Source organism: Oceanobacillus senegalensis (genome assembly GCF_900176885.1).
Classification (GTDB): domain Bacteria; phylum Bacillota; class Bacilli; order Bacillales; family Amphibacillaceae; genus Oceanobacillus; species Oceanobacillus senegalensis.
This window is the reverse complement of sequence record NZ_LT839648.1, coordinates 1,793,330-1,814,265: the sequence shown is the minus strand read 5'-3', so window position 1 is coordinate 1,814,265 and position 20,936 is coordinate 1,793,330. Positions and strand designations below refer to the sequence as shown.

At 35.8% G+C, this 20,936-nt stretch carries 23 protein-coding genes; 22 read left to right on the top strand and 1 reads right to left on the bottom strand.

Annotated elements, in window-relative coordinates; genetic code table 11:
* Nucleotides 1–3 precede the first annotated feature (3 nt).
* From fabD to rnc, 4 genes are all read left to right on the top strand, one after another.
* Nucleotides 4–942: an ACP S-malonyltransferase gene (fabD, locus tag CAO17_RS08630; RefSeq protein WP_085992423.1), complete on the top strand. Its 939-nt coding sequence runs from the start codon at nt 4–6 to the stop codon at nt 940–942.
* Nucleotides 942–1,682, top strand: coding sequence for a 3-oxoacyl-[acyl-carrier-protein] reductase (gene fabG / locus CAO17_RS08625; RefSeq protein ID WP_085992422.1), 741 nt, complete (start codon nt 942–944; stop codon nt 1,680–1,682). Before fabD ends, fabG begins: the two co-directional genes overlap by 1 nt.
* A gap of 108 nt (nt 1,683–1,790) precedes the next feature.
* Complete coding sequence (gene acpP / locus CAO17_RS08620) at nt 1,791–2,024, top strand: acyl carrier protein (protein WP_085992421.1); 234 nt, start codon at nt 1,791–1,793, stop codon at nt 2,022–2,024.
* Nucleotides 2,025–2,103: 79 nt separating this feature from the next.
* A complete protein-coding gene (rnc, locus tag CAO17_RS08615) occupies nt 2,104–2,787 on the top strand; it encodes a ribonuclease III (RefSeq protein ID WP_085992420.1) in 684 nt (227 codons plus the stop codon).
* Between the two features lie 133 nt (nt 2,788–2,920).
* Here rnc and CAO17_RS08610 read toward each other — a convergent pair whose 3' ends face one another.
* Nucleotides 2,921–3,145 (bottom strand): DUF1128 domain-containing protein, encoded by a 225-nt coding sequence (locus CAO17_RS08610; RefSeq protein WP_085992419.1) that lies wholly within the window; start codon nt 3,143–3,145, stop codon nt 2,921–2,923.
* Nucleotides 3,146–3,319: 174 nt separating this feature from the next.
* Here CAO17_RS08610 and smc point away from each other — a divergent pair, with 174 nt between their 5' ends.
* From smc to dprA, 18 genes are all read left to right on the top strand, one after another.
* Entirely contained in the window at nt 3,320–6,886 is a 3,567-nt protein-coding gene (gene smc, locus CAO17_RS08605) for a chromosome segregation protein SMC (protein ID WP_085992418.1), read from the top strand.
* 15 nt (nt 6,887–6,901) lie between these two features.
* The gene (gene ftsY, locus CAO17_RS08600) at nt 6,902–7,921 is read left to right on the top strand and encodes a signal recognition particle-docking protein FtsY (RefSeq protein ID WP_085992417.1); all 1,020 of its coding nucleotides are present in this window, start codon (nt 6,902–6,904) and stop codon (nt 7,919–7,921) included.
* 100 nt (nt 7,922–8,021) lie between these two features.
* On the top strand, nt 8,022–8,339 hold the full coding sequence (locus CAO17_RS08595; RefSeq protein ID WP_085992416.1) for a putative DNA-binding protein: 318 nt from the start codon (nt 8,022–8,024) through the stop codon (nt 8,337–8,339).
* 13 nt (nt 8,340–8,352) lie between these two features.
* Nucleotides 8,353–9,696, top strand: coding sequence for a signal recognition particle protein (gene ffh / locus CAO17_RS08590; protein WP_085992415.1), 1,344 nt, complete (start codon nt 8,353–8,355; stop codon nt 9,694–9,696).
* 664 nt (nt 9,697–10,360) lie between these two features.
* A complete protein-coding gene (gene rpsP, locus CAO17_RS08585; protein ID WP_085992414.1) occupies nt 10,361–10,627 on the top strand; it encodes a 30S ribosomal protein S16 in 267 nt (88 codons plus the stop codon).
* Nucleotides 10,628–10,647: 20 nt separating this feature from the next.
* On the top strand, nt 10,648–10,875 hold the full coding sequence (locus CAO17_RS08580; protein WP_085992413.1) for a KH domain-containing protein: 228 nt from the start codon (nt 10,648–10,650) through the stop codon (nt 10,873–10,875).
* Nucleotides 10,876–11,001: 126 nt separating this feature from the next.
* The gene (locus tag CAO17_RS08575; RefSeq protein ID WP_085992412.1) at nt 11,002–11,391 is read left to right on the top strand and encodes a YlqD family protein; all 390 of its coding nucleotides are present in this window, start codon (nt 11,002–11,004) and stop codon (nt 11,389–11,391) included.
* Nucleotides 11,392–11,410: 19 nt separating this feature from the next.
* Nucleotides 11,411–11,926, top strand: coding sequence for a ribosome maturation factor RimM (gene rimM / locus CAO17_RS08570; RefSeq protein WP_085992411.1), 516 nt, complete (start codon nt 11,411–11,413; stop codon nt 11,924–11,926).
* On the top strand, nt 11,926–12,663 hold the full coding sequence (gene trmD, locus CAO17_RS08565; protein ID WP_085992410.1) for a tRNA (guanosine(37)-N1)-methyltransferase TrmD: 738 nt from the start codon (nt 11,926–11,928) through the stop codon (nt 12,661–12,663). The genes rimM and trmD overlap by 1 nt, the downstream gene beginning before the upstream one ends.
* 186 nt (nt 12,664–12,849) lie before the next feature.
* A complete protein-coding gene (gene rplS / locus CAO17_RS08560; RefSeq protein WP_085992409.1) occupies nt 12,850–13,194 on the top strand; it encodes a 50S ribosomal protein L19 in 345 nt (114 codons plus the stop codon).
* A gap of 336 nt (nt 13,195–13,530) precedes the next feature.
* Nucleotides 13,531–14,091, top strand: coding sequence for a signal peptidase I (gene lepB / locus CAO17_RS08555; protein WP_085992408.1), 561 nt, complete (start codon nt 13,531–13,533; stop codon nt 14,089–14,091).
* Between the two features lie 9 nt (nt 14,092–14,100).
* Nucleotides 14,101–14,943: a ribosome biogenesis GTPase YlqF gene (gene ylqF / locus CAO17_RS08550; protein ID WP_085992407.1), complete on the top strand. Its 843-nt coding sequence runs from the start codon at nt 14,101–14,103 to the stop codon at nt 14,941–14,943.
* 163 nt (nt 14,944–15,106) lie between these two features.
* Nucleotides 15,107–15,910 (top strand): ribonuclease HII, encoded by an 804-nt coding sequence (locus tag CAO17_RS08545; RefSeq protein ID WP_085992406.1) that lies wholly within the window; start codon nt 15,107–15,109, stop codon nt 15,908–15,910.
* 195 nt (nt 15,911–16,105) lie between these two features.
* Nucleotides 16,106–17,170, top strand: a complete 1,065-nt coding sequence (locus tag CAO17_RS08540) for a hypothetical protein (protein ID WP_218775549.1) — start codon at nt 16,106–16,108, stop codon at nt 17,168–17,170.
* Complete coding sequence (locus CAO17_RS08535; RefSeq protein ID WP_085992404.1) at nt 17,167–17,418, top strand: EscU/YscU/HrcU family type III secretion system export apparatus switch protein; 252 nt, start codon at nt 17,167–17,169, stop codon at nt 17,416–17,418. Before CAO17_RS08540 ends, CAO17_RS08535 begins: the two co-directional genes overlap by 4 nt.
* A gap of 110 nt (nt 17,419–17,528) precedes the next feature.
* Entirely contained in the window at nt 17,529–18,689 is a 1,161-nt protein-coding gene (gene sucC / locus CAO17_RS08530; protein WP_085992403.1) for an ADP-forming succinate--CoA ligase subunit beta, read from the top strand.
* Nucleotides 18,690–18,710: 21 nt separating this feature from the next.
* Nucleotides 18,711–19,613, top strand: a complete 903-nt coding sequence (sucD, locus tag CAO17_RS08525) for a succinate--CoA ligase subunit alpha (protein ID WP_085992402.1) — start codon at nt 18,711–18,713, stop codon at nt 19,611–19,613.
* A gap of 252 nt (nt 19,614–19,865) precedes the next feature.
* Nucleotides 19,866–20,762, top strand: coding sequence for a DNA-processing protein DprA (gene dprA, locus CAO17_RS08520; protein WP_085992401.1), 897 nt, complete (start codon nt 19,866–19,868; stop codon nt 20,760–20,762).
* The last annotated feature ends 174 nt before the right edge of the window (nt 20,763–20,936 follow it).

The following is a 20,936-nucleotide window of genomic DNA, read 5'->3' as shown; positions in this document are numbered from 1 at the left end:
TAATTGAAACGTGTAGCGTTTATGTTTCCGGGACAAGGTTCACAAAGTATTGGAATGGGGAAGGAATTCTATGATTCTTATCCAGAAGTGAAAGAGCTTTTTGAGCAAGCAAACTCACTATTGAATAAGGATATAACGAAATTAATGTTTGAGGGGCCAAAAGAGGAATTAACAGAAACAGAGAATGCTCAACCTGCTTTATTACTATCTAGTATTGCGGTGCATCGATTATTAGTAAAAGAAGGTATTGAACCAGTGATGACAGTTGGCCACAGTTTAGGTGAATATAGTGCATTAGTAGCTTCGGGTGCCATTTCATTAGAGAGTGCCCTACCACTAGTTGCTACACGTGGTAAACTAATGGAAGAAGCATTCCCTAAAGGGCAAGGAACCATGGCTGCTGTATTAGGTATGAAGCAGGAACAATTGGAGCAAGCATTAGAGTTAATTACGGATGAAGTCGTTGACATCGCCAATTTAAATTGCCCTGGACAAATCGTTATTTCTGGATCAAGAGAAGGAATAGAACAGGCAACCCCCATCTTAAAAGAACATGGTGCAAAACGGGTTTTACCATTAAATGTAAGTGGACCTTTTCATTCCAGATTAATGGAAGCTGCTAATGAAAAGTTTTCTAACTACTTAGATCAGGTTGAATTTAATGATGCACGTATTCCTGTCTATGCTAATGTTTCTGCAGATGCAGTAACAAACAAAGGGGAAATTAAAGATCTTCTTATTAAACAGCTGTATTCACCTGTTCGATTTGAAGAATCAATACGTCAAATGATGGATACTAATGTTGATGCATTTGTAGAGATTGGTAATGGTAAAGTCCTTACTGGTTTACTGAAGAAAATAGATCGTAAAATGCCTACTTTTGCAGTACAAGATATAGAATCATTGAATCAATTTATTTCATGGTTTAGGGAGGACGACTAATGCTACAAGGTAAAAATGCTTTGGTAACAGGGGCATCACGTGGAATTGGTAGATCGATTGCACTTGAGTTGGCCAGTTGTGGTGCAAATGTTATGGTAAATTATGCAGGCAATGAGGATAAAGCTCAAGCTGTTGTAGAAGAGATTGAGAATATGGGCGTAAAAGCATGTAAAATTCAGGCAGATGTTTCTAATGAAGCTGATGTAAAAGCAATGATGAAAGAAGTTGTAACGCAGTTCGGAAGCATAGACATTCTAGTGAATAATGCTGGCATAACGAGAGATAATCTATTAATGAGAATGAAAGAAGAAGAGTTTGATCAGGTTATAAATACGAACCTAAAAGGTGTTTTCACTTGTACAAAAGCTGTAGCAAGGCAAATGATGAAGCAAAGAGCTGGAAAAATTGTTAATGTAGCGTCCATTGTAGGTGTTGCAGGAAATCCTGGTCAAGCGAATTATGTAGCAGCAAAAGCGGGGGTAATTGGCTTAACTAAGACAACCGCTAAGGAATTTGCATCCCGAAACATCTTGGTTAATGCTGTAGCACCAGGATTTATCGCAACAGATATGACAGATGAGCTATCAGAGGAACAAAAGAAAGCAATGCTTGATGTCATCCCATTAGCTAAGCTAGGACAACCAGAGGATGTTGCTAGAGTGGTTCGGTTCCTTGCTTCTGATGATGCCAGTTATATAACAGGACAGACTATCCATATTGATGGTGGTATGGTGATGTAAATCTATGCTAGATTTTACTAGTACTTTCATTTATATTTATGCTAATATTAAACACTAGCAGGAAAAAGTAAAAGTAAGAAAGTATAACTTGAAGGGAGGTGAAGCACGATGGCAGATGTATTCGACCGTGTGAAAGCAATTATTGTTGATCGTCTTGATGTAGAAGAAGAAAAAATTACGATGGAAGCATCTTTTAAAGATGACCTTGAAGCAGATTCATTAGACGTAGTGGAGCTTGTTATGGAATTAGAAGATGAATTTGATATGGAAATCGCTGATGAAGAGGCTGAAAAAATTAATACAGTAGGAGATGCTGTTAATTACATAAACAGTAAACAATAAACAGTAAAATTCCTATTTTTTGTGAAAGTCTCGCATTGTTGCGAGACTTTCCTTATCTTTAACGATGGAGGTGACAGCTATGAATGTGGAGCAATTGGAAAAGCTATTAAACCTTTCATTTAATGATCATAATATAATTAAACGGGCTTTTACACATTCATCTTATGTGAATGAGCATCGGAAGGAAGTATTTTCGGATAATGAGCGTTTGGAATTTTTAGGAGATGCAGTTCTTGAATTAGGGGTTTCACAATATCTTTATCGGAGTAATACGAAAATGCCGGAGGGAGAAATGACCAAACTTCGCGCTGCTATCGTTTGCGAGCCTTCTCTTATGAATTTCGCTCTGGATTTACATTTTGATGAATTCCTACTGTTAGGTAAAGGTGAAGAACAAACTGGAGGTAGAGAACGGCCTGCTATATTGGCAGATGTATTCGAAGCTTTTCTCGGAGCACTATATCTAGATCAAGGATTCGAACAAGCTTTAAAATTCTTAGAAGAGCATGTTTTTCCGAAAATCAAGGCTGGTACTTTTTCGCATGAGATGGATTATAAAAGCCAACTACAGGAATATGTTCAACAGTTTAAAGATGGCAACATTGAATATAAAATTGTCGAGGAAAAGGGTCCTTCTCACAACAAAGAATTTGTTGCGAATGTTTTTATACAACAACAAGTATTAGGTGAAGGAATTGGACGAACGAAGAAAGAAGCTGAACAACGTGCTGCTAAAAAGGCCTTGGACAGATATAATGGATAGCATCGTAATGGGTTTTCATTAGATTGTGGCAATGGAACAATTAGATTGAGTATTTTATTATTTAACATGAGGCAATAAAGCTTAAGATAAAGAAGAGGCTGTTATTTCAATCTAGAATAACAGCCTTTGCTTTTTATTTTTTCCTTATTTTTGCTAGTTCTTCCACAAAAGCCTGTGTTTCTGATGCACTAAGTCTGCCTTTTTGAACCACGATATCATACATCAATTTAAGATCATCATATTTTTCCAAATCGTAATCTTCTGCATCTAGTAAACCACGGTTCACAACGTTAAGTCGGTCAGCTAATTCTTCTAGTATAATTTTTAGATTATCCTGTGATGCTGTCTTAAGAGTCATTTTTTCCCCTCCTCCATATGAACTCCATTAATAAACAACTATGGTTCTTGTATGTATTTGTCTCTTACTTCTTTTGTGCCTAACTTTATGATAAAATAAATGCGGTAAAAAGCCAAATGATTTTTTATAGAATGAACAAAAAGTTTGTTGTTTTCTATATTAGGAGAAGTGTATATGTATTTAAAACGGTTAGAAAGTGTAGGCTTTAAATCATTTGCTGAACGAATTAATGTCGACTTTGTTCCCGGTGTTACCGCGGTTGTCGGCCCTAATGGAAGTGGTAAAAGTAATATTACAGATGCCATTCGCTGGGTGCTAGGGGAACAATCAGCAAAATCATTGCGTGGCACAAAAATGGAGGATATTATCTTCCAGGGCAGTGATACAAGAAAACCGTTAAACGTTGCAGAAGTAACGCTCGTACTAAGTAATGAAGATCATTCATTGCCAATTGATTACGAAGAAGTAAGTGTAACTAGACGTGTTTATCGATCTGGAGATAGTGAATTTTATATAAATAAGCAATCCTGTCGGTTAAAAGATATCATAGATTTGTTTATGGATTCTGGGTTAGGACGCGAAGCTTTTTCTATTATTAGTCAAGGGAAGGTAGAAGAAATTTTAAGTTCCAAGGCAGAAGAACGACGTGCAATCTTTGAAGAGGCTGCTGGGGTATTAAAATATAAACAAAGGAAAAAGAAAGCAGAATATAAACTTGCAGAAACACAGGAGAATTTAAATCGTGTAGAAGATATTATATTTGAAATAGAGCAACAAATAACGCCACTTAAAGAACAGGCAGAAACTGCCAAAACGTATGTAAACGTAAAAGAGGAACTTAAGCAAAAAGAAATATCCTTTCTCATAGCAGAAATTGAAAAACTGCATGCAGAATGGCAAAAATTGCTTGACCAAATCAAGGAGCAAAAAACGAAGGAAATTCAGTTAAAAACTTCTATCCAACAAAAAGAGGCTGATATTGAAAAGCAACGTTTGTATATGGGTAATATGGATGTAAAGTTAGAATCTCTTCAGGAAGAACTATTAAAGACAACAGAGAAAATTGAAAAATATGAAGGAAAGAAACAACTTTTAAATGAACGGTCTAAGCATTTTGATGAGACGAAACAAAAGCTAGAGAAGCAGAAGAATGAAACAGCAGTTACCATCGGAAGGTTACATGATGAATTTATTCAAGAACAAAAATTACTAGCTAGTTTAATGCAACGTAAAAAAGAAACGAAACTGTATGTAGAAAAATTACAGGAAAAACTTTCTTGGAGTGAAGCATCTATTTCTGGGCAAATTGAGGAACTGAAATCGGATTATATTGAACATCTGAACAAACAAGCAGCTCTAAGAAATGAAAAGCAATCAATTAATCAACAAATGCAACAAATTTCTGGGAAAAAAGATAGACAAGCCACAAAATTTCAAGATTTATTGAATTTAAGAGAAGAATTAGCGGCTAAGAAGGAACGAATGGAATACAAGCATAAAGAGCAAGAGTCTCGCTACGCCGATAGTGTGAAATCTCTAAAAGGTTTAAAAAAAATGCTTGAAAGTGACCGTCATTCTTTTCAGGAATCCCAAACTAAGTTATATCAGGGCTACCAATACATTGAAAAATTAAAGTCGAAGAAAGAAATGCTTGAGGAGATGAAAGAGGATTTTCAAGGTTTCTACCAAGGAGTTAAAGCTGTTTTAAAAGCTCGTGAGCAGCATTCCCTAGATAATATTCACGGTGCTGTTATTGAATTAATTGATGTACCAAAGGAATTTATTACCGCAATTGAGACGGTACTAGGTGGACAAGCTCAACATATTGTTGTACAAAATGATTTATCAGCAAGAAATGCGATTCAGTGGTTGAAAAAGACTAACAGCGGTCGGGCAACCTTTTTACCGCTTGAATCGATACAAGAACGCTTTGTATCCAAAGATGCGATAGCAAAAATAGAAAATCATCCAGGTTTTGTTGGAATTGCCGCTAAATTAATTAACACAAAACCGGTTTATCAACGAGCGATTAACCACCTTATGGGTCATGTAATTATAGCTAGAACATTAAAAGATGCTAACGAAATTGCAGGAATGGTACATCGTAGATTTCGAGTAGTAACTCTAGATGGAGATGTGGTAAATCCCGGGGGATCCATGTCAGGTGGTGCACAAAAGAAAACAAATCAATCTTTATTTACTCGAGAGAAAGATTTACAGAATATAACGGAAAAGGTTCATGACTTTCAGGAAAAAATTATTTTATTCGAAAAAAAGGTTCAAAAGCAAAAAGCACAAATTGTTCAAACAGAAGAACAGTTAAAAGAACAAGAGGAAAGAGGTATGGAGGAACAGCAAGTCCTTCAGAAGATTCAGTCGGAATATAAAGAAATAGAACTGAAATTAGAGTCTTTAAATGATAACCTATATATCTTTGATCAGGATCAAAAGCAGTATTTAGAAGATAACAAAAAATTAAAATTACAAGATGAACAATTAACCAAAGATTTGAACAAGATTAAAGAACGGATTAATAGTACTCAGAAAGAGATTGATGAACTTACAAATCAGGAAGCAGAACTTAAAGAAAATCAAGAAGCATTGCAAAATGAGTTGCATCGTTATCAAGTTTCCTTAGCGGAGCAGGAAGAACGTGTGAAAAGCCAAAAAGAAAAAGTGCAGTCTGTTGAATCAAGGTTATCTGATGTACAAGCTCAATATGACTCCTATGAAAAGGAATTGCAAAATCTCTTAGAACTGGATCATGTAGAGGAAACAGAAGAGGAGATTGTTGAAAATTTACATTCTAATAAACAGAAAAGGGAAAAGATAACAGAACAGGTACAGCGACTACGTTCAGAACGTGCGCAGCTCACACAGCTAGTTCAAGATAGGGATAGAGAATTGAAGGAAGAAAATAAAAAACATCAAATCTTTGTTCAAAAGATACAAGAAAATGAAGTACAGGCAAATCGTCTTGATGTGGATTTAGAAAATCGCCTTCAACATCTGCAAAAAGAATATACCATAACGTATGAGAAGGCATCACAAACCTATGAAAAAGCAGTGGATATTCAGAAATCCAAACTAGAAGTGCAAGAATTAAAGAATAGAATAGAAAGGTTAGGAAATGTCAATTTAGGTGCTATCGATGAATATGAACGTGTTTCAGAACGCTATGCATTTTTATCGGAACAACGGGATGATTTAGTTGAAGCGAAGAAAACGTTATTCACTGTCATATCTGAAATGGATGAAGAAATGATTAGTCGTTTTGATTCCACTTTTAGTAAAATTAAAGATGAGTTTAAGGGTGTATTTACACAATTATTTGGTGGTGGACACGCGGAATTAAAATTAACAGACCCTAAACATTTATTAGAAACAGGAGTAGAAATTATTGCTCAACCACCAGGAAAAAAATTACAAAACCTGGGACTGTTATCTGGTGGAGAACGTGCATTAACTGCAATCGCTCTATTATTTGCTATTCTCAGAGTTCGACCTGTTCCATTCTGTATTTTAGATGAAGTGGAAGCTGCGTTAGATGAAGCAAATGTAACTCGTTTTGCGAAGTACATTAAACTTTATAGTGAGAAAACACAATTCATTGTGATTACACACCGAAAGGGTACAATGGAAGAGGCTGATGTATTATATGGTGTTACCATGCAGGAATCCGGAGTATCACGCATGGTGTCTGTCAAACTTGAAGATACCAAAGAATTAATAAGTTCATAAGGAGGTTTTGTTGCCATGGGTTTTATGGATAAATTAAAAAATAAATTTACTAAAAATAAAGAGGCAGAAGAAGTTACAGAAAAATATAAAGAAGGTATGAAAAAGAGCAGAAATACATTTTCTGGGAAGATTAATGACCTCATTGCAAGGTATCGAAAAGTGGATGAGGATTTCTTTGAAGAACTAGAAGAGGTGCTTATTTCTGCTGATGTTGGCGTCATGACAGTCATGGACTTAATAGATGAACTGAAAATGGAGGTAAAGCGTCAAAATATTAAAGATACAAAGGAAGTTAAAAGTGTTATCTCTGAAAAATTAGTCGAGATTTATTATGGGGATGATGACGAGGAAATTGAAAGCATTAATATAAGAAATGAGGATGGTTTATCCGTTATTTTAGTAGTTGGTGTAAATGGAGTTGGTAAAACAACCTCCATTGGAAAATTAGCTTCTCAACTAAAGCAAGAAGGAAAAAATGTTGTACTAGCTGCTGGTGATACTTTCCGAGCTGGAGCTATTGAACAGCTAGAGGTTTGGGGTGAGCGTGCAGGGGTGGACGTTATTAAGCAAAATGCTGGTAGTGATCCTGCCGCAGTTATTTTTGATGGTATTAAAGCGGCAAAGTCTCGTCAAGCAGATGTCCTCATTTGTGACACAGCTGGTAGGTTACAAAATAAGGTAAATCTGATGAATGAGCTAGGAAAGGTAAAACGTGTAATTGAGCGAGAAATTCCTGGTGCTCCTCATGAAGTGTTGCTTGTGCTAGATGCGACAACAGGACAAAATGCTTTAAGTCAAGCTAAAACGTTCTCAGAGTCAACCGATGTGTCTGGAATTATATTAACCAAACTGGATGGTACAGCAAAGGGTGGAATTGTTCTAGCTATACGTAATGAACTGAACATACCTGTTAAATATGTCGGTTTAGGTGAGGGAATTGAAGACTTACAAAAATTTGATGCACATGCATTTGTATATGGTTTATTTGCTGATATGCTAGAAGAGGAAAATGTGATAGAACAGATAGATGAATAAGCAATCTATCTGCTTCTCTTTCCTCATGATTTTCTTGACAGATATGCATTTTTAGGTATGATTAATGTAAAGGATTTTTACTTAACAAAGGGGTGGAGTTTTGATAGAAAAAACAACCCGAATAAACTATTTATATGATTTTTATCAAGCTTTATTAACAACTAAACAGCGGAGTTATATGGAATTATATTATTTAGAGGACTATTCACTTGGGGAAATCTCTGATTTACATCAGGTTTCACGCCAAGCTGTCTATGATAATATAAAACGCACGGAAACAATGCTTGAATCCTATGAACAAAAATTACGTTTATATGAAAGGTTTTTAAAGAGAATTTCTATCCTTGAAAAAATGGAGAAAGAAACCACAGATCAACGTATGATAACGTTCATTCAACAATTAAAAGAAATAGATTAGGAGGACACCCTCTATGGCATTTGAAGGATTGGCCGACCGCCTGCAAAGTACAATTAAAAAAATTACAGGCAAAGGAAAGGTCTCGGAACAAGATGTAAAAGAAATGACCCGAGAAGTCCGATTGGCATTACTTGAAGCAGACGTTAACTTTAAAGTTGTAAAAGATTTAATTAAACGAATTAAGGAACGTGCTGTTGGACAAGAAGTTATGGAGAGCTTAACACCAGGGCAACAGGTTATTAAAGTTGTAAAAGAAGAATTAACAGCACTAATGGGTGGTGAGCAAAGCAAAATTGCAGTTGCTAATCGCCCACCTACTGTTATAATGATGGTTGGTTTGCAAGGTGCCGGGAAAACAACTACAACAGGAAAACTTGCAAACTTATTACGTAAGAAACATAACCGTTCCCCACTTCTCGTTGCTTGTGATGTTTATAGACCAGCTGCAATTAACCAATTGGAAACTTTAGGACAACAACTAAGTATGCCAGTATTTTCAAAAGGCACAGAAGCAAACCCTGTTGATATTGCAACGGAAGCTATCGAAAAGGCAAAGGAAGAACATCTTGATTACGTCATTATTGATACTGCTGGCCGTTTGCATGTGGATACAGATTTAATGGATGAGCTTCAGCAAATTAAAACAAATGTAAATCCTGATGAAATATTCTTAGTTGTTGATGCGATGACTGGTCAGGATGCAGTGAATGTTGCAGAAAGTTTTAATGAGCAACTAGACATTTCAGGCGTTGTTTTAACGAAACTCGATGGGGATACCCGTGGTGGTGCAGCATTATCTATTAAAGCAGTAACAGATAAGCCGATAAAATTTGCAGGGATGGGTGAAAAGCTAGATCAATTAGAAGCCTTCCATCCCGAAAGAATGGCATCGCGTATTTTAGGTATGGGTGATGTCCTTTCGTTAATTGAAAAAGCACAAGCTAATGTTGATGAGAAACAAGCGAAAGACCTGGAAGAAAAAATGCGCACCATGTCCTTTACTTTCGATGATTTCTTAGAGCAAATGGGTCAAGTGAAAAATATGGGACCATTAGATGAGTTAATTAACATGATCCCAGGTGCAAATAAGATGAAGGGATTAAAAAATGCCCAAATCGATGAAAAACAGCTTGTCCATGTCGAGGCAATCATTCAATCGATGACAAAGAAAGAGAGGAAGGAGCCTGGAATAATTAATGCAAGCCGTAAAAAACGGATTGCAAAAGGTTCTGGAACCTCTGTCTCACAAGTCAATCGATTATTGAAGCAATTTAATGACATGAAGAAAATGATGAAACAAATGACCAACATGCAAAAAGGCAAAAAAGGTAAAGGAATGAACTTCCCATTCATGTAATGGCTATATTCTAAAGATTGTTGTTTTGACGCAAAATAGATATGATGTGTATTAGCTCTATTCCATATTGGTGCAGGTTGATTTCCACTACGGCCAGTCGCGGACCTTGGGGCACGGCCTCAGCCTCCGTAGCAGAAAACCACTTCCTGCTCAGGTTTAGACACGTGCTTTTCTCGCAGGACAAGGAAGGCTTCGTCAGCGAAACATCGTACGTAGTAAATCGGTTTTTATTTTCAAGGAATCGACTGCCATCCGCTCCAATCAACCATTTAGAAAGTATGGGACAATACGATATAAGTTTGTTTCACACCAAACCAGCGGAGGAAATACACGAAGACTCCTGCGGGATGAAAAGCCTAGGTGAGACTCCGGAGAGCGTTAGCTCGGAGGAGGCTCATCAGCTCCCGCGGAAAGCGTAGTGTATTTCTGCAGCGGTGTAAACGCACCATCAACTATCTTAATAAATTATTGCGCATTTTCCTTCAAATGCGACAAAAGCAACAAATTTTACGTAAAGTATTAGGTAATAAGACAAGCGGAAGTACCTGTTTAGTGACGTATTGAATGCTTTTTTTTACAATGTAATGTAAAAACACTTTACAGACTAAAAACTTTCTGTTAGAATCATATCTTGTGATAAACATTTATGGAGGTGTAAGAAAAAATGGCAGTTAAAATTCGTATGAAACGTATGGGTTCTAAAAGAAATCCATTCTACCGTATTGTTGTAGCTGATTCACGTTCTCCTCGTGATGGACGTAATATCGAGCAAATTGGTACGTACAATCCTGTTGTTAGTCCTGTTGAAGTTAAAATAGATGAGGAAAAGGCACTTGATTGGATGAAAAAAGGTGCTAAACCAAGTGATACTGTACGTAACCTATTCTCAAAAGAAGGCATCATGAAAAAATTCCACGAACAAAAAAATTAATGGTAAAGTAGTGTGATATCATGAAAGCCCTAATTGAATCAATTGTGACACCATTAGTCGATCACCCTGAAGACATTGCTATTTCGAAAACAGAAGAAGATACGAAAATTGTCTATCACCTTACTGTTCATAATGATGATGTTGGAAAGGTGATTGGTAAAAATGGTCGTATTGCAAAAGCGATTCGTACAGTTGTTTACGCAGCTAAAAAAGATGGGGAAAAGCGCATCTACTTAGATATTATGTAGAAAAGGGAAAGGGACCAATTGGTTTTTCTTTCCCTTTTCTATATGCTATTAATATTTTAGGTTACGTAAAAACGTTAAAGACTCTAGCTAAATTAATTTTCCCTTTTTTGAAAGCGAGGAGAAATTATGAAAATAGTGAAGAAGGTCCTAATTAAGCAAATCGTTACAGAAAAAAGCAAGGGAAAGCTGAAAGATAAATTTCATGAGCAAAAAATGCGTCTTGAACAAGAGTGTCAACAACTCCTATTTGAAAAGCGAAAATTACAAAATAAGACTGGTGTATCCAAACAGGAGGTTTCACGGCGGTTCCAAAAGGAAATTAATAAAAGAAAGGAAAAAGTGCAACTTATTGACTTTAAAATAGAGCAATTGGAAATGCTTGAACTAGGTAGTGAAATCGTGGAGAAAGAGGTTGAAGCTCTTGTTGAAGTGAGAGAGGGAACGCATTGGGATAAAATCATGGAGCAACAAGCAATCATTATTAAAGATGGTGTAGTTATTCGAATCGATCAATAGAAAAATAAGGTGATACGTTATGAATTCAAATATGTTTAAAGTAGGTAAAATCATTAATACACATGGCATCCGTGGTGAAGTGAAGGTATTACGCATCAGCGATTTTGATGACCGTTTTGAAAAAGGAAATATATTATTTCTAGAAAAAGATAATGACGAGAAGCTAGAGCTAAAGATAGATGGTTATCGTTTACATAAAGGCTATGATCTCCTTCATTTTGAAGGTTATAATAATATAAATGATGTGGAACATTTTAAGGGTTTGTACTTAACCATAACGGAGGATCAGTTGACAGAGTTAGAGGAACATGAGTATTACTATCATGAGATTATTGGTTGTGAGGTTTATACGACTGAAAATCAAAATCTAGGGATAGTAAAGGAGATTCTGACTCCCGGTGCAAATGATGTATGGGTAGTAAAACGTCACAACGAAAAAGATTTATTAGTCCCGTATATTGAGGATGTTGTGAAGTCGGTTAATATTGAAGAACAAAAAATTATTATTGAACCAATGGAAGGGTTGCTAGATTAATGCATATTGATATTCTAACACTTTTTCCTGAGATGTTTTCTGGAGTATTTCAGTCATCGATATTAAAAAAGGCGCATGAAAAGGAACAATTCAGTTATAATCTTATAAACTTCAGGGATTATACAGAAAGTAAACATAATAAAGTGGATGATTATCCGTATGGTGGTGGAGCGGGAATGGTGTTATCGCCGCAACCGGTATTCGATGCCGTTGAAAGTATTGTAAACAATCAGAAAAGGAAGCCACGGATTGTTCTTATGTGCCCTCAGGGAGAAACCTATAATCAGAAAAAAGCAGAAGAATTGGCAAAAGAGGATCATCTTATCTTCATTTGTGGTCATTATGAAGGTTATGATGAAAGAATTAGGGAAAATCTGGTCACTGATGAAATTTCAATAGGTGATTTTGTATTAACTGGTGGGGAGCTTGGTGCGATGGTGGTAGTTGATAGTGTTGTTAGATTACTTCCTAATGTCTTGGGTAATAAGGATTCTGCACCGCAAGACTCTTTTTCAACAGGATTATTAGAACATCCTCACTATACCCGTCCGGCTGACTTTCGAGGAATGAAAGTACCTGATGTCTTACTATCGGGGAATCATGCCAAAATTGAAGCGTGGCGCAAGGAACAATCATTAAAAAGAACCTATGAACGTCGGAAGGATTTGTTGGATTCGCTCACATTAACTAAAGAGGATACAAATCTATTGAAAAAAATAATTCAGGAAGAACCCTAAATTCATGGGAAAAGGGTGTTTTCTACATCTTCTGTTTTTATTTACATAGTTTAAAGAAATTATAGTTGAACTACATAAATCAGTATGTTATATTATTAATTGTGCTTAATGTCGTTTAAGCCGTAAAACGATGTTCCGCTGTTCGTATATGAATGATGAACATTAGTTTGGAAGGAGTGAAGTAAGATGCAACAAATCATTGCAGACATTACAAAAGACCAATTACGTACAGATCATCCAAACTTCCGAGCAGGTGACACTGTTAAAGTTCACGTGAAGGTTGTTGAAGGAACTCGCGAACGTATTCAGGTTTTTGAAGGTGTTGTAATCAAACGTCAAAATGGTGGAATTAGTGAAACATTTACAGTAAGAAAAATTTCTTACGGTGTAGGTGTTGAGCGTACATTCCCTGTACATTCACCACGTATTGATAAGATTGAAGTAACCCGTCGTGGTATTGTACGTCGTGCGAAACTATACTACCTACGTAACCGTCGTGGTAAAGCAGCACGTATTAAAGAACGTATATAATTTTAAGAACTGTATAAATAACAGTAATAAAAAAGGAACTTGGGCACTGCACAAGCTCCTTTTTTATTTCTAATTCCCATTTAATATGCAATATATAACCATAAGCATAAAAGATGGTACAAGCATTTTTACATAATTCTCTCATTAAATTTGATTGATATGATAAACTATAATATAAGTATGTGTTCAAAAAGAAGGATAAAGAGGGCTAGTCGGCTGAGGTTTTAACGTCCTAGAAAAAGAAAAGCACTTATCTGACGAAGATGTATCGCGACCTTTTTACCAGCCTTTTTGAACAACGTCTATAAGACTAATGTAGGGCATGGGGGAGAACACATGGCTAAAAAAAAGAATGAATGGTTCGATTGGTTTAAAGCTTTACTGTTTGCCTTAGGATTAGCATTTGTTGTTCGAATGTTTCTTTTTTCTCCAATTGTTGTTGACGGACCATCTATGCTACCAACATTACATGATCAGGATCAGATGATTGTAAATAAAATCAGCTATAAAATTGGTAAACCTGAACGATTTGATATTGTTGTTTTTCATGCGTCTGCTCAAAAAGATTTTATTAAACGAATTATTGCCCTTCCTGGTGAACATGTTGAAGTTAAAGATGAAGTACTGTATATAGATGGGGAACCGATTGATGAACCATTTTTAGCAGAACAAAAGCAAAATATGGAACCGTATCAAACACTTACAAACGACTTTACCCTGGAGGAATTACCGGGGGGATATAATAAAGTACCTGAGGGTCACGTCTTTGTTTTAGGAGATAATCGAGGAAACTCAACAGATAGTAGAATGTTGGGTGTCATTCCAATGGACGAAATTGTTGGAAAGGCGGGGCTTATCTATTGGCCATTTGACAGGATGCAAATTGTAGGAGAGTAGGTAATACGTATGACAATACAGTGGTTCCCGGGACATATGGCAAAGGCGAAACGGGAAGTGGAACAGAAGTTGAAATTGGTTGACTTTGTGATTGAATTAGTGGATGCACGAGCTCCCTTTTCATCACAAAATCCTATGCTACAACAAGTTTTACAAAATAAGCCAAAAATGATTGTTTTAATGAAAAAAGATCTAGCAGATATAGCAGTAACCGACAAGTGGTTAAGCTATTTTAATGAAAAAAAAGTACCTGCTGTTAGTGTAGATGTAAATCAAAAATCAGATATAAAACATGTTATTCAGTTGGCTAAGGATTTAGGTCAGGAGAAGATGAAAAAATTAGAGAAAAAAGGGATTAACCCTCGACCAGCTAGAGCAATGATAGTTGGTATTCCGAACGTAGGTAAGTCGACTCTTATAAATCGTCTAGCAAATAAAAAGATTGCTAAAACAGGTGATAGACCAGGGATAACCAAACAACAATTATGGATTAAAATCAAGAAAGATTTTGAACTCTTGGACACACCGGGGATTCTATGGCCTAAATTTGAGGATCAGGATGTTGGGTATCGATTGGCAGCTATTGGTACTATTAAAGACCAATTATTATCATTACAAGACATTGTGGCTTTTGTTATAACTTATATGCAAGAATATTATCCTCAGTATTTATTAGAGCGTTACGACATAGGGGAAAATATGAATGATATGTTGGATATTTTTGAGAAAATAGGTCAGCAAAGAGGTGCCTTGGAAAGCGGCGGCCATGTGAACTTTGATAAGGTATCTGACATTTTTCTAAGGGATTTACGAACAGGTCGACTTGGAAAAATAACACTGGAACAACCCTAAATGAAAAGGGACATGCATCTTAAGGATGGATGTCATCTTTTTTTGTAATAAAGTAATATGGATCTGTCTTAGACTTTGGCTTCAAGAAAATTTTTTTTGAAAAGGCTTGTGACATTTATTTATTAGTTAAGTTAGCCGATATAACATGTAAAGAGGTGTAATGATGAAAAGAGAAACAATATCCGATTTGAAGCGTTTATTTCAGAATGGTCAGCTTCATGATGAAATGGTTCAGGAATTAAAGAAGGATGATAGAAAAGGTGTACAGAAAATCGTTCAATCTTATGAAAAACAAAAACAGAAAGAAGCGGAATTAGAAATTAAATTTGAAGAAATGTGTCAATATGAGCATAGGGCTAATAGTAACGGTAAAGAGTTTGTTGCAGGTGTGGATGAAGCTGGTAGAGGTCCATTAGCAGGTCCTGTTGTTGCTGCAGCAGTTATTTTGCCAAGGGATGTTAAACTATTAGGATTAGATGATTCCAAGCAACTAACAGAGGCAATGAGGGAGAAATACTTTACTTTTATTAAAGAACATGCTACTAGTTATCATATTGCTGTTATTGATAATCAAACGATTGATGATATGAATATTTTCGAGGCGACTAAGCTAGCAATGACTCAATCCATTCAAAAATTGGATATTCAGCCAGACCATGCATTAATTGATGCGGTACAATTACATGGTTTGAACTGTACGTCTGAGTCAATTGTTAAAGGGGATGCTAAAAGCATATCCATTGCAGCAGCAAGTATATTAGCAAAAGTGACACGTGATCGCCTTATGAAGGAAATACATAATGAATATCCGGAATATGACTTTGCGTCTAATATGGGATATGGAACAAAGTTTCATATGGCTAAGTTAGAGAAAATTGGTGTAACACCATATCACCGAAAGTCCTTTGCACCAGTGAAGAATGTTCTGAAAGGAAGAGAGGAGAGAAGAGCAACTGAATCAGTATAAAATTAGTGGGTCGGAGCCAACAAAATGGAATCCAACAGGTCAAGGATTAAAAGACGGACAAATTGTAAGTGGAAATATTGAAAAGCTGTTTCCAAATAATAAGGTAGATTAAATCGTCAAATACTGATTGCACAGTTAAATGCTCCCTTAGTTGCGGGCGGAAAATACCATTTTCAAGTAGAAACTGGAAATAATATGTTGTATTTAAAAGTATTAGGAGATTCATTAAAAAATCAAAGTAAATCAGATACAGCTAATCTTTTGCGACATCTTGACTTGAAAGGAACTAAGATTCATCAAGAGTTTGTTCAATCCCTTATAAGAGAAGGATTGCCATTTAAACATTCACAGTTAGATAGCTCTTTTAAACTCCTTCATTATTTTAAGAATAATCCTGAGAAACAAACCATTCTCAAAGAAATGATTCATCGCAAACTCCCAATCACTAAAGAGATTTTTCAAGCTTTATCAGCAGTGAATAACTCGAATCAAAGTCAAAGCATGCTAAATCTACTTAACTATCTTGAATCGAACAAGCTTCAGATTCCATTAAAAGAGAAACTCAGTCAATTAACCCAATTGCAAGAGGATAAAGATAATTTAAAGCAATTTTCTAATCTTCATATGGGGATATTTTCAAAAGCTAATCCCAAAGAGCAATTTATTCAACAATTACAACGTTATTTAACAACAATTGGTTTAGATTATGAGCATAGAATGAAATTTGATCAAAATAAAGATAAGCAAATGTCAATAAAGGAAATGTTACTACAGCTAATCACAAAAGGAAATAGGGCTACAAATAAGCATGCATCAAGATTACTATATCTTATCAATGGCCTACATATAAATAGTGTTCAGGAGTCGGATAATTTTCTTCAGGCACACATTCAAGTCCCGTCATTAAAGCTAGGATTAAAAAATGATTTGGAACTGAATTTTGAGAGTCAAAAAACGGAGGAGGGTAAAATAAATCCGAATTATTGCCGGATTTATTTTAATTTGAAGCTTGCTTATTTACAAGAAACAATCATAGACATGCATATTCAGCAAAGGTCCATTACGATGACAATTTACAATGATACGTTGGAACTAAACTTATTGACAAAAACATTGCAAGGAAAATTAAATACCGCATTACAGGAATTAAACTTTCATTTGACGTCCGTTAACTTTCAACCATTACAAGAAAAATCAAAAGAGGTTATTAAAAAGAAAGAACAATTAACCTCCTATGAGGGGGTCGATTTACGCATATGAAACAGAAAAAAGCAGCTGCTTTAAAGTATGATGAACAGGTAGCAGATGCCCCTATTGTTTCGGCAAAGGGAAAAGGTTTAATTGCTGATGAAATCATTGAACAAGGGACTAAAAACAATGTCCCCATCATGGAAGATTCCTCATTAGTTGAATTATTGTCCGAATTAAATATAAATGAAACGATTCCAGAGGAGTTATATGAAGCTGTAGCAGAGGTTTTTTCCTTTATTTATAATGCTGATAAGTAATTAAGTGAATAAATGTGACAATTTCGTTTTATCTTTAAGGACTTTTTCTTGTTAAATTTCATTTTTTTTAATACAATGAAATTGCAGTAAATTTGTTAGGAGGATGGAGAATGAACATTCACGAGTACCAGGGTAAAGAAGTTTTACGTGAATTTGGGGTAAAAGTACCTAATGGTCACGTGGCATATACAGTTGATGAAGCTGTAGAGGCAGCGAAAAAATTAGGTTCCGCTGTAAACGTTGTCAAGGCACAAATTCATGCTGGAGGACGTGGTAAAGCAGGCGGGGTAAAAGTTGCGAAAAATTTGGATGAGGTTCGTACATATGCTGATGAAATTCTTGGTAAGACATTAGTAACTCATCAAACAGGACCTGAAGGAAAAGAAGTTAAAAGACTTCTTATAGAAGAAGGCTGTGACATTAAAAAGGAATATTATGTTGGAGTTGTATTAGACCGTGCCACTTCTCGAGTAGTTATGATGGCTTCCGAAGAAGGTGGAACGGAGATTGAAGAGGTGGCAGCAGAAACACCTGAGAAGATTTTTAAAGAAGTGATAGATCCTGTTGTCGGACTAGCACCTTATCAAGCTCGTAGATTAGCATTTAACATCAATATTCCACAAGAATTAGTAGGAAAAGCTGTTAAATTTATGACAGGCTTATACGAAGCTTTTGTTGCAAAAGATTGTTCTATTGCTGAAATTAATCCTCTTGTCACAACAGGCGATGGAGAAGTATTAGCTCTTGATGCAAAGCTTAATTTTGATGATAACGCATTATATCGCCATCCAGAAATTTCTGAACTTCGTGACTTAGATGAGGAAGATGAAAAAGAGATTGAAGCCTCTAAATATGACTTAAGTTATGTAGCATTAGATGGAAATATTGGATGTATGGTTAATGGTGCAGGTTTAGCAATGTCAACGATGGATATTATTAAATACTTTGGCGGTGAACCAGCTAACTTCCTTGATGTTGGTGGTGGTGCTACTGCAGAAAAGGTTACAGAAGCATTTAAAATCATTCTGTCTGATCCAAATGTAAAAGGTATTTTCGTTAATATTTTCGGTGGAATTATGAAGTGTGATGTAATTGCAGAGGGTGTTGTGGAAGCAACCAAGCAAGTAGGATTAGAAATTCCACTAGTCGTACGTTTAGAAGGTACAAATGTAGACTTAGGTAAGAAAATATTAAACGAATCTGGACTAAATATCACTTCAGCAGATTCCATGGCTGACGGTGCACAAAAAATTGTTTCTATGGTGAAATAATAAAGGAAAGGACGGACGAAAATGGGTGTATATTTAAATAAAGACACAAAAGTAATTGTCCAAGGTATTACTGGTGGAACAGCTAGATTTCATACAAAACAAATGCTTGAATATGGTACAAAAATCGTTGGTGGTGTAACACCGAAAAAAGGTGGTACAGAGGTTGAAGGTGTACCTGTATTTAATACGCTTCAAGAAGCTGTAGATCAAACAGGTGCAACTGTATCTGTTATCTATGTACCAGCACCATTTGCTGCAGATGCAATTATGGAAGCAGTGGATGCTGAATTAGATTTAACAATCTGTATTACAGAACATATTCCAGTACAAGATATGGTGAAAGTAAAACGTTATATGGAAGGTAAGAAAACGAGATTAGTAGGACCAAACTGCCCTGGAGTTATTACGGCAGATGAATCTAAAGTCGGAATTATGCCTGGATATATTCATAAAAAAGGACATATTGGAGTTGTTTCTCGTTCTGGAACATTAACTTATGAAGCAGTACATCAATTATCTCAAGCTGGATATGGACAAACATCTGCAGTAGGTATTGGTGGAGACCCGGTTAATGGAACGAATTTTATTGACGTACTTGATGCATTTAACAATGACCCAGAAACAGAAGCAGTTGTCATGATTGGTGAAATTGGTGGAACTGCAGAGGAAGAAGCAGCAGAGTGGATTAAAGCAAACATGAAAAAACCGGTTGTTGGGTTTATTGGTGGAGCAACTGCCCCTCCAGGAAAGCGGATGGGTCATGCAGGTGCGATTATATCAGGTGGTAAAGGAACAGCAGACGAAAAAATCCGCGTTATGGAAGAGTGCGGAATTGCTGTAGCTGACACACCAGCAGTAATTGGAGAAACTATGATTAAGTTGCTAGAAGAAAAAGGCCTAACTGAAAAATGTAAAACACACTAGAAAAGCACAAGTGCCCATTTAGCGACGTACGGACTGTACTGAGCCAATGTTGACTTATCTACGATGGTGAAGGAAGTCTCACTAGTCGCTGGACGCTGCAGCTAGACAATTAGAAAAGTAAAAATGACCGAATTGTAGGGTTAAAAAACCTCTATAGGCTATCATAATCATAATAGAACCTAAAAGGTAACCACTTTTTAGGTTCTATTTTAATGAAAAATGACAAGAGAACAAAACAAAGGATGTGCTGTTTTGCAGAAAACACGTTTACGACTTATTCATATTTCCAGATGTCGTGGGATTACTCGGAACGTTATTCGAAGATTCCTCCAAATGGATCCTTCCTTAACAGAAATTTATAAATTATCTTCATTAGAAATTTCTTACAAATACTTAATTCCTCAGAAAAATGCATCATTATTCTATTCCGATCTTCATAATTTGAGTGTAAGAAAGAGGTTAAAAAAGGATATAAGTGATTTTCCAATCATCACAATAGTTGACGACTACTATCCACCTGTGTTAAATACAATTAAAGACGCACCACTAGTTTTATATGCTTATGGTGACGTCTCTTTATTAGGATATAATAAGATGTTAAGTGTTATTGGTACTAGAAATCCTTCTAATGAAGCTCTTAAAAAAGTTGAATTCATTGTGGAGCCATTAATAAAGGATAACTGGTTAATTGTTAGCGGTTTAGCAAGAGGAATTGATAGTTATGCACACCAAGTTACGTTAAATAATAATGGAAAGACAATTGCTATTGTTGGTAGTGGCTTTCAAAATATATATCCTAAACAAAATACTTCTTTATTTTATCAGATTGCTAAAGATGGTTTATTGTTATCAGAATATCCACCTAATAGACCTCCTATAAGATACCATTTTCCAGAACGAAATCGAATTATTAGTGGCTTGAGCTTTGGAACATTAGTTGTTGAAGCAACAGAAAGAAGCGGAACTCTAATAACAGTCGATCAAGCATTGGACCAAGGAAGAGAAGTATATGCAGTACCAGGTTCACCTCTGTACCCCCAAACGAAGGGGTGTCATCGGATGATTCAAGAAGGTGCTAAATTAGTACAGAGCGCAGAGGATATTACCGAGGATTGGATAAATTTTGGAATGAAATATCATACAATATAGTGTGCGTTTTTCTGAATTATTGTAACAGTATGTTTGACAAATTGGATGTATGTATTTAGTATTAGTGAAGATTTCTAATTACATATCTATTCAAATCATCATATATTATTTAAGAATGAGAAATGTTTTATAAAATGCAAATAAAAACTAATATTATTAGGAAATTGCTAACCT

Excerpts from the sequence above, each read along its gene's own strand:
- sucC (WP_085992403.1), top strand. The coding sequence starts at position 17,529 with ATGAACATTCACGAGTACCAGGGTAAAGAAGTTTTACGTGAATTTGGG.
- acpP (WP_085992421.1), top strand. The coding sequence starts at position 1,791 with ATGGCAGATGTATTCGACCGTGTGAAAGCAATTATTGTTGATCGTCTT.
- CAO17_RS08535 (WP_085992404.1), top strand. The coding sequence starts at position 17,167 with ATGAAACAGAAAAAAGCAGCTGCTTTAAAGTATGATGAACAGGTAGCA.
- ffh (WP_085992415.1), top strand. The coding sequence starts at position 8,353 with ATGGCATTTGAAGGATTGGCCGACCGCCTGCAAAGTACAATTAAAAAA.
- sucD (WP_085992402.1), top strand. The coding sequence starts at position 18,711 with ATGGGTGTATATTTAAATAAAGACACAAAAGTAATTGTCCAAGGTATT.
- fabG (WP_085992422.1), top strand. The coding sequence starts at position 942 with ATGCTACAAGGTAAAAATGCTTTGGTAACAGGGGCATCACGTGGAATT.
- rimM (WP_085992411.1), top strand. The coding sequence starts at position 11,411 with ATGAATTCAAATATGTTTAAAGTAGGTAAAATCATTAATACACATGGC.
- CAO17_RS08610 (WP_085992419.1), bottom strand. The coding sequence starts at position 3,145 with ATGACTCTTAAGACAGCATCACAGGATAATCTAAAAATTATACTAGAA.
- smc (WP_085992418.1), top strand. The coding sequence starts at position 3,320 with ATGTATTTAAAACGGTTAGAAAGTGTAGGCTTTAAATCATTTGCTGAA.
- trmD (WP_085992410.1), top strand. The coding sequence starts at position 11,926 with ATGCATATTGATATTCTAACACTTTTTCCTGAGATGTTTTCTGGAGTA.
- rplS (WP_085992409.1), top strand. The coding sequence starts at position 12,850 with ATGCAACAAATCATTGCAGACATTACAAAAGACCAATTACGTACAGAT.
- lepB (WP_085992408.1), top strand. The coding sequence starts at position 13,531 with ATGGCTAAAAAAAAGAATGAATGGTTCGATTGGTTTAAAGCTTTACTG.
- CAO17_RS08545 (WP_085992406.1), top strand. The coding sequence starts at position 15,107 with ATGAAAAGAGAAACAATATCCGATTTGAAGCGTTTATTTCAGAATGGT.
- ftsY (WP_085992417.1), top strand. The coding sequence starts at position 6,902 with ATGGGTTTTATGGATAAATTAAAAAATAAATTTACTAAAAATAAAGAG.
- CAO17_RS08575 (WP_085992412.1), top strand. The coding sequence starts at position 11,002 with ATGAAAATAGTGAAGAAGGTCCTAATTAAGCAAATCGTTACAGAAAAA.
- CAO17_RS08540 (WP_218775549.1), top strand. The coding sequence starts at position 16,106 with ATGTTGTATTTAAAAGTATTAGGAGATTCATTAAAAAATCAAAGTAAA.
- rnc (WP_085992420.1), top strand. The coding sequence starts at position 2,104 with ATGAATGTGGAGCAATTGGAAAAGCTATTAAACCTTTCATTTAATGAT.
- rpsP (WP_085992414.1), top strand. The coding sequence starts at position 10,361 with ATGGCAGTTAAAATTCGTATGAAACGTATGGGTTCTAAAAGAAATCCA.
- ylqF (WP_085992407.1), top strand. The coding sequence starts at position 14,101 with ATGACAATACAGTGGTTCCCGGGACATATGGCAAAGGCGAAACGGGAA.
- CAO17_RS08580 (WP_085992413.1), top strand. The coding sequence starts at position 10,648 with ATGAAAGCCCTAATTGAATCAATTGTGACACCATTAGTCGATCACCCT.